Annotated in this window: 17 protein-coding genes; 5 read left to right on the top strand and 12 right to left on the bottom strand. The window is 69.4% G+C overall.

Translation table 11 applies throughout. From position 1 onward, the window contains the following. Positions 1-228: 228 nt before the first annotated feature. Both FYW99_RS31910 and FYW99_RS23590 read right to left on the bottom strand, forming a co-directional pair. A complete protein-coding gene (locus tag FYW99_RS31910; protein ID WP_190394772.1) occupies positions 229-924 on the bottom strand; it encodes a type III secretion system chaperone family protein in 696 nt (231 codons plus the stop codon). 188 nt (positions 925-1,112) lie between these two features. Further along, positions 1,113-1,325, bottom strand: a complete 213-nt coding sequence (locus FYW99_RS23590) for a cold-shock protein (RefSeq protein ID WP_150254219.1) — start codon at positions 1,323-1,325, stop codon at positions 1,113-1,115. Between the two features lie 337 nt (positions 1,326-1,662). On the opposite strand from FYW99_RS23590, the gene FYW99_RS23585 reads away from it, so the two are divergent. Both FYW99_RS23585 and FYW99_RS23580 read left to right on the top strand, forming a co-directional pair. Further along, positions 1,663-2,322, top strand: coding sequence for a class I SAM-dependent methyltransferase (locus FYW99_RS23585; RefSeq protein ID WP_150254218.1), 660 nt, complete (start codon positions 1,663-1,665; stop codon positions 2,320-2,322). A gap of 505 nt (positions 2,323-2,827) precedes the next feature. After that, entirely contained in the window at positions 2,828-3,523 is a 696-nt protein-coding gene (locus FYW99_RS23580; RefSeq protein WP_150254217.1) for a tectonin domain-containing protein, read from the top strand. Between the two features lie 456 nt (positions 3,524-3,979). Here the strand turns inward: FYW99_RS23580 and FYW99_RS23570 are convergent, their stop codons facing one another. Continuing rightward, positions 3,980-4,516, bottom strand: coding sequence for a DUF3592 domain-containing protein (locus FYW99_RS23570; protein WP_150254216.1), 537 nt, complete (start codon positions 4,514-4,516; stop codon positions 3,980-3,982). Between the two features lie 57 nt (positions 4,517-4,573). Next, positions 4,574-5,104, bottom strand: a complete 531-nt coding sequence (locus FYW99_RS23565) for a hypothetical protein (RefSeq protein ID WP_150254215.1) — start codon at positions 5,102-5,104, stop codon at positions 4,574-4,576. 106 nt (positions 5,105-5,210) lie between these two features. On the opposite strand from FYW99_RS23565, the gene FYW99_RS23560 reads away from it, so the two are divergent. Beyond that, on the top strand, positions 5,211-5,942 hold the full coding sequence (locus FYW99_RS23560; protein WP_150254214.1) for a hypothetical protein: 732 nt from the start codon (positions 5,211-5,213) through the stop codon (positions 5,940-5,942). A gap of 515 nt (positions 5,943-6,457) precedes the next feature. Here the strand turns inward: FYW99_RS23560 and FYW99_RS23550 are convergent. From FYW99_RS23550 to FYW99_RS23540, 3 genes are read right to left on the bottom strand one after another with little or no spacing between them, the layout of a single operon-like run. Next, the gene (locus FYW99_RS23550) at positions 6,458-6,628 is read right to left on the bottom strand and encodes a DUF397 domain-containing protein (RefSeq protein ID WP_150254213.1); all 171 of its coding nucleotides are present in this window, start codon (positions 6,626-6,628) and stop codon (positions 6,458-6,460) included. A gap of 3 nt (positions 6,629-6,631) precedes the next feature. Continuing rightward, a complete protein-coding gene (locus FYW99_RS23545; RefSeq protein WP_150254212.1) occupies positions 6,632-6,802 on the bottom strand; it encodes a DUF397 domain-containing protein in 171 nt (56 codons plus the stop codon). Next, positions 6,799-7,608, bottom strand: coding sequence for a helix-turn-helix domain-containing protein (locus FYW99_RS23540; protein ID WP_150254211.1), 810 nt, complete (start codon positions 7,606-7,608; stop codon positions 6,799-6,801). Before FYW99_RS23540 ends, FYW99_RS23545 begins: the two co-directional genes overlap by 4 nt. 371 nt (positions 7,609-7,979) lie before the next feature. Here FYW99_RS23540 and FYW99_RS23535 point away from each other — a divergent pair, with 371 nt between their 5' ends. After that, positions 7,980-8,429 carry an ATP-binding protein gene (locus tag FYW99_RS23535; RefSeq protein ID WP_150254284.1) on the top strand — a complete coding sequence of 150 codons (450 nt, stop codon included), beginning with the start codon at positions 7,980-7,982 and terminating at the stop codon, positions 8,427-8,429. Between the two features lie 181 nt (positions 8,430-8,610). After that, entirely contained in the window at positions 8,611-8,847 is a 237-nt protein-coding gene (locus FYW99_RS23530) for a helix-turn-helix domain-containing protein (RefSeq protein WP_150254210.1), read from the top strand. Between the two features lie 169 nt (positions 8,848-9,016). Here FYW99_RS23530 and FYW99_RS23525 read toward each other — a convergent pair whose 3' ends face one another. The 5 genes from FYW99_RS23525 to FYW99_RS23505 all read right to left on the bottom strand — a co-directional run bounded on the left by FYW99_RS23525 (position 9,017) and on the right by FYW99_RS23505 (position 14,573). Next, a complete protein-coding gene (locus tag FYW99_RS23525; protein ID WP_190394771.1) occupies positions 9,017-9,292 on the bottom strand; it encodes a hypothetical protein in 276 nt (91 codons plus the stop codon). Positions 9,293-9,399: 107 nt separating this feature from the next. Next, positions 9,400-10,614, bottom strand: a complete 1,215-nt coding sequence (gene fahA / locus FYW99_RS23520; protein ID WP_150254209.1) for a fumarylacetoacetase — start codon at positions 10,612-10,614, stop codon at positions 9,400-9,402. A gap of 144 nt (positions 10,615-10,758) precedes the next feature. Then, positions 10,759-11,607 (bottom strand): hypothetical protein, encoded by an 849-nt coding sequence (locus tag FYW99_RS23515; protein ID WP_150254208.1) that lies wholly within the window; start codon positions 11,605-11,607, stop codon positions 10,759-10,761. Then, positions 11,604-12,812 carry a homogentisate 1,2-dioxygenase gene (locus FYW99_RS23510; RefSeq protein WP_150254207.1) on the bottom strand — a complete coding sequence of 403 codons (1,209 nt, stop codon included), beginning with the start codon at positions 12,810-12,812 and terminating at the stop codon, positions 11,604-11,606. The genes FYW99_RS23515 and FYW99_RS23510 overlap by 4 nt, the downstream gene beginning before the upstream one ends. A gap of 36 nt (positions 12,813-12,848) precedes the next feature. Next, entirely contained in the window at positions 12,849-14,573 is a 1,725-nt protein-coding gene (locus tag FYW99_RS23505; protein ID WP_150254206.1) for an FAD-dependent monooxygenase, read from the bottom strand. Positions 14,574-14,630: the final 57 nt, after the last annotated feature.

The following is a 14,630-nucleotide window of genomic DNA, read 5'->3' as shown; positions in this document are numbered from 1 at the left end:
CGCACCGACCGGGATTTTTCTTTTCGGGGAACACGCTAGCGCAGCGAACACGAGTTCGCGTAATTTTCCCTCAAGTCCGCACATGCCAGAAGCCTGAACTGTCTGGTTTGCCGCACAATTCACATAGAGCGGTTTTGCTCTGCTTTCTCCGATTGGCATGGAAAGGCCCAGAGGCGAAGATCAACACAGGGGCCGGGCAGCGCGGCCGTGCGTATTCCGTGGTGCGGTTCAGTCCGATGAGGAGTGCCAGGCGTCCTCAGGAACGCGTTCCAGCAGTTCCGTCAGCTGATCCGCCCCGCGCAGCGCGTTCACCGTGGTCCTGTAGGTGTTCTCCCACATGATCATGCGGGAACCCGTGCACCGGAACGGCAGGCGGGCCAGCGGGGGCCGCTCACATAGCCACCGGCGGACCTCAGGGGTCAGGACCGCGCGGGCCGCCTCCGGGTCGCTGGCCAGCGTCCGAAAGTCGGTGTCGAACACGTCGTCGCCCGTGCGTACCTCGGTGGCGCCCTCCAGATCGAAGGCGGGCAGGGACGGTCGCCGCTCGTGACAGGCCAGCACGGCGTCGGAGCGCAGCCGGACCTCGGTGACCGCGACGGTGTGCTCCCGCCATCCGAACGCGCCCTCTCCGGACTGGACGGTGGTGTGCGTGCGGTCGTAGAGCAGGAACTCCCGGCCACGGTGTCGCCCGCTGAGAACGTTCTCGGCCCTGCGCTCGGCGTCCCCGCGCACGAACGGATACCCCTCAAAGCGGTCCGCGAGGTGCGGGGCCGACTCCTCGAACCGCCACCCGCGTTGTCGGGCCCAAGAACTCATCGACGCGGCACGTGATCGACGCTCGGTGGACGCGTTCCACACGAACAGGCCCATGAGGGCGACAACCACGGCGATGAACAATGCGGCCAGGATGGACGGGACGTCCATGGGGGCACCTCCATCCCCGTTTCCTGCCCCCGAAGGCCCCTTCCACTCGGATTCCCCGGCTCGGTGGAGACCGGGCACGGCCGTGGAACCCGCCTGCACGTTACGCACCTCGCCACACACGACGAAGCCCTCGCACCCGGGAAGGCCGGATGCGGGGGCTTCCGCACTTCAGTGCCGCTGCGGCCCACCTACTCTTCCACGCGGACCTTGTCGGCTTGCATCCCCTTCTGCCCCTGGACGGCTTCGAAGCTGACCGTCTGTCCCTCCTGCAAGGACTTGAAGCCTTCGCTCTCGATCGCCCTGAAATGAACGAAAAGGTCGCTCCCGGACTCCGGTGTGATGAAGCCGTACCCCTTCTCGTCGCTGAACCACTTCACCGTGCCGTTCTGGCGCTCAGCCATGTACTCCTCCATCAGTGGTAAGCAGTCGCCGTCATCGGCAAACCAAAAGGATCATGGCACGGGAACGCCTCGGAAGGACGAAGAAACGACCAGAAGCACCCAACTCCACGGATCCTGAGCCGCCGCCGTCGGCGGACACACGGCTCCCTGCCCCGGACGTTCTTCGAGTTCACCCTGTGCGTTCCCGGGTCGAACCGCCACTGGCCGCATGGACGGAACCTGGGCGGGGCCGACACCTGCGGAGGTGTCGGCCTCTTTCGTTGTTCCCCTGCCGTCTCAGCCGTGCCGTGGCTACCTTGGTCCGGGTCCTGTCTCCTGAGCCGCGAGGACCACGACCATGGCCAACCCGACCACGGACATCCCGAGCTACTGGGACCGCTACGCCCGAGGCGTCACACCGCAGGACCCGGAGGAGGCACTGGCCACCGCCCTGGAGTGGACCCAGTACCCGGGGCACGGGCCCGGGTTCGAACTGCTGGGGGAACCCGCCTCCGCGTTGGAACTGGGGTCCGGGCGGGGCAACGCTGTCGCCGCGCTGGCCTCCCGAGGGGTGAAAGCCGCGGGAGTGGACGTGTCACCGGTGGCGGTGGAGCACGCCCGACACCGGTGGGGCCGCCTGGGCGCGGAGTTCCGTCACGCGGACGTGGTCGAGTTCCTGGCGGGGACCGGCCAGCGGTGGGACGCCGTCTACTCGGTGTGGGGCGCGGCCTGGTTCACCGATCCCGACGTGCTGTTCCCACTGGTGCACGACCGTCTGGAATCCGGTGGAAGGTTCGTGTTCTCCCACGCTCCTGCGGTCCCCGGGTCATACGGGATGCAGGGCATGTACGGAGGCGGGTTCAACGGCCGCCGGGTGTGGGTGTACCGGTGGGCCTACGAACCCGAGGTGTGGGAGGAGATCCTGGTTGGTCACGGGTTCCGTGAGGCGCGTGCGTGGGAGGAGTCGGCCCCGGAGGCTGACCATGTGGGAACCCTGATCGGAACCGCTTCCCGATGAGTTCTCAGGCCAGTGCCGGGACAACCCACGCGAGCAACGACGTCGGCCGACCGGCTACCCGCCCCTGACCACTCCGCACCCCCGGACCGCCCGCAGACACACGGAAATACATTTCCGGAATCTTATATTTTTTCACCCATAGTGCATTTGCCAACCCTATATCACGGATCTTTTTGTGTGTTAACAATTTTCTGAACATTGGCCGCAACGGGCCCAAAGGGGTTGTAGACCCCCACCCTCGGGCATCTCAATGGCAGCGACGCGCGAGGTCGAGGAAGGCGAAAATTCCACGGTTCCACCGAGAAGTCGTGGAACATCGTCGCACCAGCCCCGTTCAGAGAATTCCCTTCTGGAAGAGGAAACGGAGCGCGGCCGATGTCCGGGCCGTCGAAACTCTCCGCGTTCACCGTCGCCCCAGGGGTACACCGGTCACTCCCGGACCGGCCGTGCCACAGGTGTTCCTGATTGTTCAGCGCAATACCCCGAATGGACGGAGACGATCAACATGGCGCACTGGAAGCAGATTTCCGGAGGACTGACGAGGATCTCGGCGGGGTCCCGCACCAACGTGTGGGGCGTCAACGCCAGCGGAGCCATCTACCGCTACACCAACGACGACGCCAACCCCTGGGACAACATCCCCGGCGGACTGGTCGAGATCAGTGCGGCGGCCGACGGCACCGTCTGGGGCGTCAACGCCAACAACAACATCTACCGCTACACCGGCGACCAGGGCTCCTCCCACTGGAAGCAGATCTCCGGAGGACTCACCAGGATCTCAGCCGGATCCCGCACCAACGTGTGGGGCGTCAACGCCAGCGGAGCCATCTACCGCTACACCAACGACGACGCCAACCCCTGGATCAACATCCCCGGCGGACTCACCGACATCAGCGCCGCCGCCGACGGCACCGTCTGGGGCGTCAACGCCAACAACAACATCTACCGCTACACCGGCGACCAGGGAACCTCCCACTGGAAGCAGATCTCCGGAGGACTCACCAGGATCTCAGCCGGATCCCGCACCAACGTGTGGGGCGTCAACGCCAGCGGAGCCATCTACCGCTACACCAACGACGACGCCAACCCCTGGGACAACATCCCCGGCGGACTGACCGACATCAGCGCCGCCGCCGACGGCACCGTCTGGGGCGTCAACGCCAACAACAACATCTACCGCTACACCGGCGACCAGCCCTGATCCGGGTCCGCGACAGGTGAGGGCCTTCCGCGTCGACGGCGACGCGGAAGGCCTCCAGCATCGCCAGCGCCCGGGGATGGGGCCGCTCGGGCCGGGTCCTGGGCGCGGGGCGCAGTGGCGAGGGTTTGGCCAGGCCGAGCAGGCGCTCTGTCTCGGTCGGCGTCAGCTGTAGCGCACGCGCTGGCGCGACGGGTTCGATGAGCAAAACTGCCGTCACGCACCGTGCGGAAGCCGTCGTCGAACTTCGTGACCTCCACGACCGTCTCGGACTCCTCCTTGGGCGGGGAGGCACGCAACCACAGCGCGTGCGGGGTGTCGTGCGCTTGCTCGTTCCCATGGGCCTCACACATGCCTGCTGCCGGGGAGTGCGAACTGACGCAACTCCGGCAGTCCAAGACCGAGGCCCCACACCCGACGGTGTGGAGCCCTCCGGCACGAAACCCAACAGATCCGTGCTCAACCCCCACCCCGTCCCGGAACGGTGATCCACTCATACGGATTGCGCCAGACGACGACGCCGAGGGCCACCAGACCGACCGAGAGGATCCAGCCGAGGAACAAGGCGATGAACAGCCGTGGCCGCTTGTGCGCGGGATCCGCCGCGAGGATCAGGGACGCCGGTTCCCCCGGGGAACCGGGGTCGTAGGCGATGGTCAGCACGTCCCCCTCGGACGGTTCCTCGGGCAGCCTCCCGGACACTTCGGCAGTGTGGGTCACACCCTGGACCGAGTAGACGACCTCCGGCACCAAGGTGTCCTGCGCCCCCATCCCCGCTTGGCCGGATCCGGGTATCACCCGCACGTGGGTGACCTCCGCCCGGGCCCGTTCCGAATAGTCGGGGTACTGCTCCATGTCGGGTTGGGTGAACCGTACCCCCAGGGCCGCGACCAGGACGAACACCACCAGCACCGGTGTCACAGAGAGGACGCGGTCACGCAGACGCGGCTTGCGGGGGGAGGGGACCGGCGACTGGAGGGGGTCGCTGTCAGCCATAGGGCACCACGTGCCTGAGCCGGGGGCGCGGAAACCACGTCTGGCCCGGGCCCGGCCTCAGGAGCCGAGCCACGCGGTCGGGTAGGACGGGGCGGGCCGCCGCTGTTCCAGGGTCGCGCTCAGCCACCAGGGCGCGGCGCACAGGAGCCCCGCCAGGACCGCCCACACGGGGCTCCAGGGCACGAACACTCCGAGGATGAGGACGACGGGGAAGACCAGTGCGAACAGCCAGCGGGCCCACACGTGTCGGCGTTGGCCCAGGAACGGGGCGACCGTCGCTACCGTCCTGCGCTTCCACATCGGCCCCAGGATCACCGGGGTGAACACGAAGGGCAGGACAGACAGGGGAAAATCCCCGCCCTGCTGCCACACCAGGCCCAGCAGGGTCACCGACACGGCGGCGATTCCCGCGGTGAACAGCCCGGTACCCAGGCAGAAGAGGACGTAGGACCTGCGCAGCCGCAGCACCAGTTCCCAGTGTTCCCGCCACGCCTGCTCCCCGAGGGGTGTGCCGATCAGGGCCTCCATGCGAAACCAGGTCGCCACGGCCTGGTTGAGGAGGGGGAGTTGCTGTGAGGGGGTGGACACACCGTCTCCATTCCGCGCACCGATGGGCCGGGAACACCCTATACCGGGTGATCCTCGTCACCCGGTAGTATGGCCGCTTTGTGCCCGACGACCCCCTGGGGACAGGATGTCCAACCCCGATCGTGTTCGCGCCGAAATCCTCGACGAGATTCTCCTGCCCAACGTCTCCCGCGGGGGCCTCGGTGAGGTGGTGGACAGGGCCCGTGCCCTGGAACGGGCCCAAGAGGCAGATCCCTGGCCGCACTACGTCCTGGGACTGGCCCTGGGTATGCGTTACCTGGACAGCGACGACCCGGCCGACGCGGAGGGCAGCCGCCACCACTTGGAGGAGGCGATCCGTCTGGGCGGGAGCGGGGACCCCGACGCCGCGATGTTCCGCCAGCAACTCGCCGGGACCCTGGGCGCCCGGTGGGCGTCCACGTTCGCGCGGGATCCGGACACCGATCCCACGGAACTGGCCGGAGCCCTGGGCCTGGCCCGCGAGGCCCTGGAGATGACCGACGCCCACAGTCCGCACCTGCCGGTTCGGCTGGTGCAGGTGGCGGAGTTCCTCGGCCAAGGCGCTGAGGGCCCGGACGGGATCACCGAGGCCTTGGCCCTGACCGAGCGCGCGCTGGCGGTGGCCCACCCCGACGACCCGCGCAGGTCGAAGTTCGAGCACACCCGCGCCCAACTGCAGTTGCGTCTGGCAGCTAGGGAGGAGAGCGCGTCCGCCGCGGCGGAGGCCGAGATCTCGGCTACGCGGGCGGGCCACCAGGCCCATCCCTACGACCCGTCACAGGTGGGAATCCTCGGCACGTTCCGCAGCGCTCGCGTGCTCGGTAACGATCTGAGATGACGAGGAGCACCCGAGCCGAGCGGACGTCCACCCTCCTCACGGGTCTTTGGCCGCAATGCTCAGAGTGTTCGGTGCGACGGACGTCCCGTGGACTGGGAGTGGCCCACCCGCGCCGCCCCAGCGGCCATGCCAACGTGCCTCGCGGTGCAGTTGGTGTCTTCTGGACACTCTCCGGAGTCCGCGGAGTCGTGGGTGTCCAAGACGGTCGCGTGGGAGAGGCCCAGCGCGGAGAGTCTGGGGGCCGTCGCACGGGCGAACGCACGGCTGAACCGATGGTTCGCTGAACTGCGCGCGGACGAGAAGTGGTTGGGGGCGATGGCTGAGGCAGCTGAGGTGTGGGCCGATCACCGGGCCGGGTCCAGCTCGGGGTAATGGGGGTCCGACTGTGGGGTGTCGTCACGGCCGGGCCTTTCGGCCTATGGGCGGCATGGTGTCGTCGCGATAGCTTCTGCTGGTGTCACCATGAAACCGGCCCCGCCCACTACGCCTGGGCGGGGCCGGTTCGCGCTGTGCTGCTACTGGATGCGCACCGCCGCGAGCAGGGCGGCCCACTCGGGTGCCGGAGCCGACAGGTAGCCCAGCTGCCGGTTCTGGGTGTCGCGCACGTCTGTGAAGACGCCCTCTCGGACCTCGACGCAGTGCCCGGTGTTGCCGCTGTAGCTGGACTTGTGCCAGTCAGACCTCACGGTTTATCCCTTCGTGGCGGCAAGAACAGCGGTCCACTCCCGACGGGTGAACGTCAGATGTCCCTGATCCCGGTTCTGGGTGTCACGAACATCCGAACCAACCTCGTGCTCACGGATCTCAACGCAGTTACCACCGCCACCGTCGCTGTAGCTGGACTTGTGCCACTCGTTCATGCGGTCCGCTGCTCCTTAATCTGCTTACTGATCAGCTCAAGCGTCGACCGCGTTGAAAGCGCCTCTCCCTGCATAGCGCTGAACAGGTCAAGGGCACCAGCAACGGTCTCCTGAGACTCTACGATCTCACCTCCCATGGCGTGCTCCAGGTACAGGGCCATCCGGCGGGGACCGAGGCTCGCCAGCCGGAACGGCGCGCACAGGCCAGGGGCACCAGGTAGGGGAAGCGCTTGGAATCGGATCGTACCGGCGTCAATGAGCTTTGCGACCCACTCCAACTGCTCCGCCAAGACTTCAGGAGAGCCCACAGGGCGCGTGAGCACCACGTCATCCAAAACGAACCACATCTTGACACCACGCTCACGAAGAGCGTCCAGCCGGATGACACGGGCGTGAACGATCTCTTCCACCTGCTCTTCTGTGGCTTCGGGAGTTCGGGCCGAAACGAGGGCACGCGCGTAGGCGGAAGTCTGGAGCAGGCCAGGAAAAATAATTGACTGGTATTCCCTGATTTGGGTTGCTTTGCGTTCAAGAGCGAGCGCGCTTCTCAGCTGTTCAGGGATATGCCCTTCGAGCTGCGTGTCCTTCCAGAAGGTGAGAAGTTCCCCTTCAGTTGCGAAGAGAGCTTCCAGTTTGTCCGCATGCTTACGCTTTGGTACCCGTGTGGCACGTTCGATACTGCCGACCATAGACCCGGTGACACCGAGGCGCACACCAACCTCTTCGAGGGAGAACCCGCGCTCCTCGCGGAGTTTCCGAACATACTTTCCAAACGAAACCCATTTGGGCTTGACGTCCTGGGGCATGGAAACAGTTAACAACAGTTCCCAACTACACGCCACCAGAGACCCCGAGAAAAAACAGTTCTGGCGTTGCTATAGACCTCTGACCTGCGGATGGACATAGTCGTAACTGGATCACGACAGACCGGCCCCGTGCTGACCTCCGTGATCGTTGTTGCGGCGTCTTGTGCGGCCACCGCCCTCTTACCGCCTGGGGGAGGCCAGCGCATGCCTGCCCTGGACCGGGCGGAGCAAGAGCGCCACCCTGCTCGCATCCTTTTGCGAACGGAGCAGCTTACTGCCAGAGGGCATGAAAAAGCCTCGGAGACCGAAGTTGAGAGCGGTCGCCGAGGCCAGATGCCCCACCTGTCCCGCAAAGACACGAGGTGAGACCAATAAAGTCTACCGCTCCACCCTTCCCACTTCCACGCCGACTGTGTGGAACCGCCACTAAATCAGGCATTCTGCTCGGCCCCGACCTCGGCCACGTCAGGATCGCCCGCCGCTGGGCCGCCCAGGCCACCCGCTCCCGCCCCAGCCTGGCCGAACCCGTCGGCATCACCGTCTCCGAGCTGGTCACCAACACCCTGCGCCACTCGGCGTCCGGACTTCCTGGTGGCGGCATCCGCGTGGAGATCGAACGCACCCCGCGCCACCTCGAACTCCGCGTCACCGACAACGGCCCCCGACCCGGAGAACAGCCCAGCTTCCCGCGCGTGCCCAGCCCCGAACCCCTGCGCCCCAGCGGCAACGGACTACGCCTGGTCGAGGCGCTGTGCTCCTACTGGGACTGGAAGCAGCACTCGTGCGGCGCGATCACCGTCCGCGCCGTCTTCCCCTGGTGACCCGCACCTCCCCGTGAGCGCGCAGCGCTCCACGCTCCGCACCACCCGACCTGTCCCCCGGGCCGGTGCGGACGGGCCGGTGCCTCCGCACCAGCCCCAAGCCCCGCCCTCCCCTTCCCCGGGAGGGCGGGACCACCCCACCAACCACAGAACACAGAACACCGGACACGGAAAGCCCCTCATGCCCGACTACCGCTACCTCCTCGACGGCCGCCCCGACGTCCTCACCCCCAGCGAAGTCGCCCAACTGTTCAACATCCGCCCCCGCAGCCTCCACCGAGGCGAATGGGACAACGTCCTCCAACCCTTCCGCACCCCCGGAGGAGCACGCCGCTACCCCAAAGAACACATCGCCGCACTCCTCAACCAGCCAGACGATTCCGCCCCACCAGCCTCCCCGACACCTGAGCCGGGGTGAGAGACCCGCGCGGTCTCACGACCGTGCGAGACGACCACCGCCCCTCCAGTCGGGGAACCCAAGGCGGCGACCGGAACACGGCGCCGGTCAGTGGGGGGAGCATGGCTGCCAGGGCCCTGTTCCCCCCACCGCGAACCCCACAGGTCTCTCGGGTAAACGGCGCCTCGGGTCAGCGGGTGTCCTCCACGCGCGCGTTGGCGGTGGTGTCCGTGCCGATGACTCGAACCCGCCCGTCGTCCGTGTACTCCCACTCGTCCGGCTCGTCGGCGAGGTTCTCGCCGGACTCGGCGATGCGGATCATGTCCTCATAGGCTCTGCGCCGTTCTTCCTCTCTGGCCAGAGCGCGTAGGCCACGCCGGATCAGTTCACTAGTCGACTCCCCCGGCCTCTTCAGACGTTCGATGAGTTGTCCGTCATCCTCGTTGGGACGGAAACCGGTGCTCATGCGGTCACGGTACAACGAGTGTTGGGCAGGCCTTGGATGTCTGACTGTTCATGTGTAGAACGGCCCCGCGCGCCCTCGGGGAGGGTGCGCGGGGCCGTTCCGAGACCTCAGCGGGCGGGGAGGATCGTCCCGCTCACCTCACCGAAGTGCACGACGGTCCCGTCCGGGCCCGGGGCGGTAGCAGTGATGGTCACCTCGTCGCCGTCCTCCAGGAAGGTGCGCTCGGTGCCGTCCGGCAGGCTCAGCGGTTCCTTCCCGCTCCAGGTCAGCTCCAGCAGGCACCCCCGCTGCCCGCGCTCGGGTCCGCTGACCGTGCCGGAGGCGTACACGTCCCCGGTGCGCAGGGACGCCCCGTTGACGGTCATGTGCGCGAGCTGCTGCGCCGCCGTCCAGTACATCTGCGAGAACGGCGGCGTGGACACCAGGTGCCCGTTCAGCCGCACCTCCAGCCGCAGGTCCAGGCCGCCGGGTCCACTCCCCCTGAGGTAGGGCAGCGGCTCGGGGTCCTGGTCGGGCTGCTCCACGCGCGCGGACTCCAGCGCGGCCAGCGGCACGATCCACGGCGACACCGACGTGGCGAACGACTTGCCCAGGAACGGCCCCAGCGGCACGTACTCCCAGGCCTGGAGGTCGCGGGAGGACCAGTCGTTGAGCAGGAACACCCCGAACACATGATCAGCGAAGTCGTCCACCGCCACGCGCTCGCCCATCTCGGTTCCGGTCCCGACGACGAAGCCCACCTCGGCCTCGATGTCCAGGCGGACCGAGGGCCCGAAGACGGGCACGGGCTCGTTCGGCGGCTTGCGCTGGCCGGTGGGGCGCACGATGTCGGTCCCCGAGACCACGATGGTGCCCGAACGCCCGTGGTAGCCGATGGGCAGGTGCTTCCAGTTGGGGGTGAGGGGCTCCTGGTCGGGGCGGAACATGCGGCCGACGTTGCTGGCGTGGTGCTCGGAGGCGTAGAAGTCCACGTAGTCGGCGACGGTGAAGGGCAAGTGCATGCGCACCGAGGCCCGGTCCGCCAGGTGCGGGCGCACGGCCTCGGCACGGGCGGGGTCGGTGAACCAGTCGGTGAGCGCGGCGCGCACCTGGTCCCACACCGGCCGTCCGGCGGCCAGTAGGGCGTCCAGGCTGGGCCGGTCGACGGTGTCGGCGAAGGGCGCGTCCAGGGCGCGGGCCGCGGCCCCCAGGTCCAGGACGTGGTCGCCGATGGCCACACCGGTGCGCGGCGCGGGGTCGTCGGCGGTGCCGAACACGCCGTAGGGCAGGGTGGCCAGGCCGAACTGCGCGTCCGGGGCGAGGTCGAGCCAGCTGTCGGGCATGGCGTTCGCTTTCTTGGAGTGGACGGTTTCTCGAAGCGGGGGGCTCGTGAAGCGGTCGGGTTCCCGGGCGGTCGGGTTCCTGGAGCAGGAGGGCGTCCGGGTCAGGCGGATTCCTGAAGCGTGCGGGCCCCCGGACCGGACGGTTCAGCAGGCGCGGAAGGCGGGCAGCGCCCCCAGCACGACCAGGTCCTCCAGGGGTTCGGTGACGCTGCACGTACCGAAGGAGCGGAACCGGCCGCGCACCGCCCGCGCCTCCTCGTCGGTGAGCTTGGCGGCCAGGGCCGCCAGGCGCGGGCCGTCGCGGTCGGCCAGCACGAGGGCGGCCTCGCGCTCGGAGACTCCGTCGAGCAGGGCGGCCGTGGCCAGCAGCACGTTGAGGAAACCGTGCTGTTCGAAGCCCTCGGCGGTGGTGTGGCGGACGGCGTGGTGGAGTCCGGCCGTGCACTTGAAGGGCAGGTCCAGCTCCACGGCCGCGTGCAGGAACTCGGCCAGTTCCTCCTCGCTGGGATGGGCCTCGGCGGTGAGTCCGCCGGTGCGGAACTTGGCGTTGTGGCCGGTGCCCGCCAGGGACCGCAGTTCGGCGGGCACGTCCCCCTGGCGGGAGACCTCCACGAACCCCTCGGCCCCCTCGGGCAGGTGCTCGTCCAGCCGCGCGGCGACCTCGGCGGCCGTCCCGGGAGCGGCGGCGGCCTCCACCCCGGCCAGGCGCAGCGCCGGGTCCGCGGTCGCGGCCGCCACGGCGGGGCCGACGCCCTCGGCGCCGCCGGGGACGGTCACCACGACCGCGAGCGGGCCGTGGCCCGGCTCCTCACGCGCCAGGACGGCGCGCAGTTCGCCCACGCGGGCGTCGGAGACCAGGAACGGGCCGACGTACTCGGCGCGCGGCCCGGCCCGGTGGGCGCGGTGGGCGGGCAGCGCCCCGCCCATGGGGGCGTTGCCGGGCGGGAAGAGCGCGGCGTCGTCGAACAGGCCGCGGTACAGCAGCGCGCTCACCGGCGCTCCCTCCGTCCCCCGGCCCAGGACCAGGCGTAGACGCCGTCGTCGCTGGCCAGGCCGCCCTCGCCCAGGTCGAGCGGGCGGAAGGTGTCGACCATGACGGCGAGTTCGTCGAAGGCCTCGGCCCCGATGCTGCGTTCGTAGGCACCGGGCTGGGGGCCGTGGGAGTGGCCGCCGGGGTGCAGGGAGATGGAGCCCTGGCCGATCCCCGATCCCTTGCGGGCCTCGTAGTCGCCGCCGCAGTAGAACATGACCTCGTCGGAGTCCACGTTGGAGTGGTAGTAGGGCACCGGGATGGCGCCGGGGTGGTAGTCCACCTTGCGCGGCACGAAGTTGCAGATGACGAAGTTGTGACCCTCGAACACCTGGTGCACGGGCGGCGGCTGGTGGACGCGGCCGGTGATGGGCTGGAAGTCGGCGACGTTGAGGACGTAGGGGTACAGGCACCCGTCCCAGCCCACGACGTCGAAGGGGTGGGTGGGGTAGGTGTAGCGGGTGCCGGAGATGCCCCCGGGCCCGTCGCCGCGGTGCTTGATGAGCACGTCGACGTTCTCGCCCTCGGCCAGCAGCGGCGCGGAGGGGCCGCGCAGGTCGCGTTCGCAGTAGGGGGCGTGCTCCAGGAACTGCCCGTAGCGGGACAGGTAGCGCTTGGGCGGGGCGATGTGGCTGTTGGCCTCCACCACGTAGGCGCGCAGGGGCTGGTCGCCGGTGGGCACCCAGCGGTGGGTGGTGGCGCGCGGCAGGACGACGTAGTCGCCCTGGCCGACCTCCAGCAGACCGAAGACGGTCTCCACGCGGGCGGTGCCCGACTCCACGTACACGCACTCGTCGCCGATGCCGTTGCGGTACAGCTCCGAGGGCGCTCCGGCGACCACGTAGGAGATGCGCACGTCGTCGTTGCCCAGGACCAGGCGGCGCGACTCGACGACGTCGGCGGCCTTCCACTCCTGGTCGGAGAACAGCTCGTGCAGCTTCAGGTGGCGGGGCACCATCGGGGCGTTGCGGGTGCGGGTCTGGTCGGGGACCTCCCACTCGGCGGCGTCGACGATGGCCGAGGGGATGGCGCGGTGGTAGAGCAGCGAGGAGTCGGCGGAGAAGCCCTCCTCCCCCATCAGCTCCTCGTAGTACAGCCCGCCCTCGGGGGTGCGGTGCTGGGTGTGGCGGGTGCGCGGCACCTCGCCTACCTGGCGGTAGTAGGCCATGGCGGTGTTGTCCCTTCCGTGTGGAGTGGGTCCGGGTCAGGCGGTCGGGGCGGGTTCGTCGCCGCGCGGGTCGGTGGCGGCGGCTCCGGGTCGGCTCTCGGCGGCGGGAACCGGGCGGCCCGCGGCCAGCCCCAGCGCGGTGCGCACGGCCGCGCGCACGGCGTCGGGGTCGGCGCCCGCGACGACGGCGGCGACGTGGGCGTCGGGGCGCACCAGCCACACCTGTCCCGGTTCGGGAACCAGCGCCCTGGTCAGCGCGCCGGTGGTGTCGATCCTGGCCAGGTACAGGGCGGTGACGGGTGCCGGGGTGGCCTCGCGCGCGGCGGTGCGCACGCCCTCCAGGAACGCGTCGGGGTCGGTGCCGTCGGGAGCGGCGCCCACCAGCAGGGTCAGGCCCTCGCGCAGCCGGGGGCGCAGCCGCGCGGGGGCTCCGTCGCCGGGCAGGTCCACGGGGGCGTCGGGCAGGACCACCCCGGGGCAGGGGGCGGGCGCCCGGCCGCGCGGGGGCCTGCCGCCGAAGGGCCGCTCGGGGCAGGGCGTGGTCAGGGACGAGTCGGTGTACCAGAAGGGTTCGGCCAGGCGTCCGGAGTCGACCCGGGCGCGGGCCGCCTCCTCGGTGAGTGCCGCTTCGAGCACGGTCAGGCGGGTGCGGTGCTCCTCCTCGTCCTGGGGGACGAGGAAGCGCATGGTGGCGCTGGTGACGTCGGCGTTCTCCAGGGCGGCGGCGTGGCGCTCGGCGTGGTAGCTCTCCAGGAGTTCCTCGCCCGCCCATCCGGCCAGGACGTAGGCGATTTTCCAGGCGGCGTTCTCGGCGTCCTGGACGCCGGAGTTGAGGCCGCGGGCGCCGAAGGGGGCGACCAGGTGGGCGTTGTCGCCGAGCAGCAGGACGCGGCCCGCGCGCATGCGTTCGGCCACGCGGGTGTGGAACCGGTAGACCGAGTGCCAGACGATCTCGTAGGGCCGCTCGCCGATGATCTGGCGGATGCGGGCCTCCAGTCGGCCGCTGGCCTCCTCGGCGTCGAGGTCGAAGTCGGAGGGCACCTGCCAGTCGATGCGGTACACCGAGTCGGGGCAGGGGTGGATGAGCACCTGGCGCCCGGGGTTCCACTCGGGGTCGAAGTAGAAGCGGCGTTCGCGCTCCCATCCGGCCAGGTCGGCGCGGATGTCGCAGATGAGGAAGCGGTCGTCGAAGGTGGTGCCGTCGAAGGACAGGCCCAGGGTCTCGCGGACCGCCCCGCCGTGGGCGCCCAGGCACGACAGGGCGTGGGTGCCGCGCAGGCGGACGGGGCCGCCCGGGGTGCGGCACTCGACGGTGACGCCGCGCGCGTCCTGGGAGAGGCCGGTGACCCGGTGGTTCCACAGGGTGCGCACCCCGGCGGCGGCCAGGCAATCGTCCAGGACCTCCTCGGTGCGGGACTGGGAGATGTTGACGAACGGCGGCAGGGGCGAGGCGCCCGGGTCGGGGAGGCGGACGCTGAACAGCTCGCTGTCGCGGTAGAAGGTGCGGGCGGTGTCCCAGGTCAGCCCCTCCTTGGCGATCCGCCCGGCGCCCAGCCAGTCCCAGACGTCGAGCACGTCGCGCTGCTGGCAGATGGCCTTGGAGCCGACGGCGTCGCGCTCGGGGCGTGCGTCCACGACCAGTACGGGGACGCCCCGCCGGGCCAGCAGCAGGGCCGCGGTCTGGCCGACCGGGCCCGCGCCGAGCACCAGGACGGGGTCGGCGGCGGGGTCCGCGGGAGTGCGTGGAGCGGGGGGTCGCATCTGGTGGCTCCGTTCGGCGTGGACGCCCCGTACGGGCGTGGGAGGGGTCGGGAATCG

Source organism: Nocardiopsis deserti, assembly GCF_008638355.1.
GTDB lineage: Bacteria > Actinomycetota > Actinomycetes > Streptosporangiales > Streptosporangiaceae > Nocardiopsis > Nocardiopsis alborubida.
Note: the sequence above shows the minus strand (reverse complement) of the source record. Positions and strands in the feature narration are given on the sequence as shown.

What these genes read in the sequence shown, in the direction of transcription:
- FYW99_RS23580 (WP_150254217.1), top strand. Translation starts at nt 2,828, where the DNA reads ATGGCGCACTGGAAGCAGATTTCCGGAGGACTGACGAGGATCTCGGCG.
- fahA (WP_150254209.1), bottom strand. Translation starts at nt 10,614, where the DNA reads ATGCCCGACAGCTGGCTCGACCTCGCCCCGGACGCGCAGTTCGGCCTG.
- FYW99_RS23570 (WP_150254216.1), bottom strand. Translation starts at nt 4,516, where the DNA reads ATGGCTGACAGCGACCCCCTCCAGTCGCCGGTCCCCTCCCCCCGCAAG.
- FYW99_RS23525 (WP_190394771.1), bottom strand. Translation starts at nt 9,292, where the DNA reads ATGAGCACCGGTTTCCGTCCCAACGAGGATGACGGACAACTCATCGAA.
- FYW99_RS31910 (WP_190394772.1), bottom strand. Translation starts at nt 924, where the DNA reads ATGGACGTCCCGTCCATCCTGGCCGCATTGTTCATCGCCGTGGTTGTC.
- FYW99_RS23590 (WP_150254219.1), bottom strand. Translation starts at nt 1,325, where the DNA reads ATGGCTGAGCGCCAGAACGGCACGGTGAAGTGGTTCAGCGACGAGAAG.
- FYW99_RS23545 (WP_150254212.1), bottom strand. Translation starts at nt 6,802, where the DNA reads ATGAACGAGTGGCACAAGTCCAGCTACAGCGACGGTGGCGGTGGTAAC.
- FYW99_RS23540 (WP_150254211.1), bottom strand. Translation starts at nt 7,608, where the DNA reads ATGCCCCAGGACGTCAAGCCCAAATGGGTTTCGTTTGGAAAGTATGTT.
- FYW99_RS23505 (WP_150254206.1), bottom strand. Translation starts at nt 14,573, where the DNA reads ATGCGACCCCCCGCTCCACGCACTCCCGCGGACCCCGCCGCCGACCCC.
- FYW99_RS23530 (WP_150254210.1), top strand. Translation starts at nt 8,611, where the DNA reads ATGCCCGACTACCGCTACCTCCTCGACGGCCGCCCCGACGTCCTCACC.
- FYW99_RS23585 (WP_150254218.1), top strand. Translation starts at nt 1,663, where the DNA reads ATGGCCAACCCGACCACGGACATCCCGAGCTACTGGGACCGCTACGCC.
- FYW99_RS23510 (WP_150254207.1), bottom strand. Translation starts at nt 12,812, where the DNA reads ATGGCCTACTACCGCCAGGTAGGCGAGGTGCCGCGCACCCGCCACACC.
- FYW99_RS23560 (WP_150254214.1), top strand. Translation starts at nt 5,211, where the DNA reads ATGTCCAACCCCGATCGTGTTCGCGCCGAAATCCTCGACGAGATTCTC.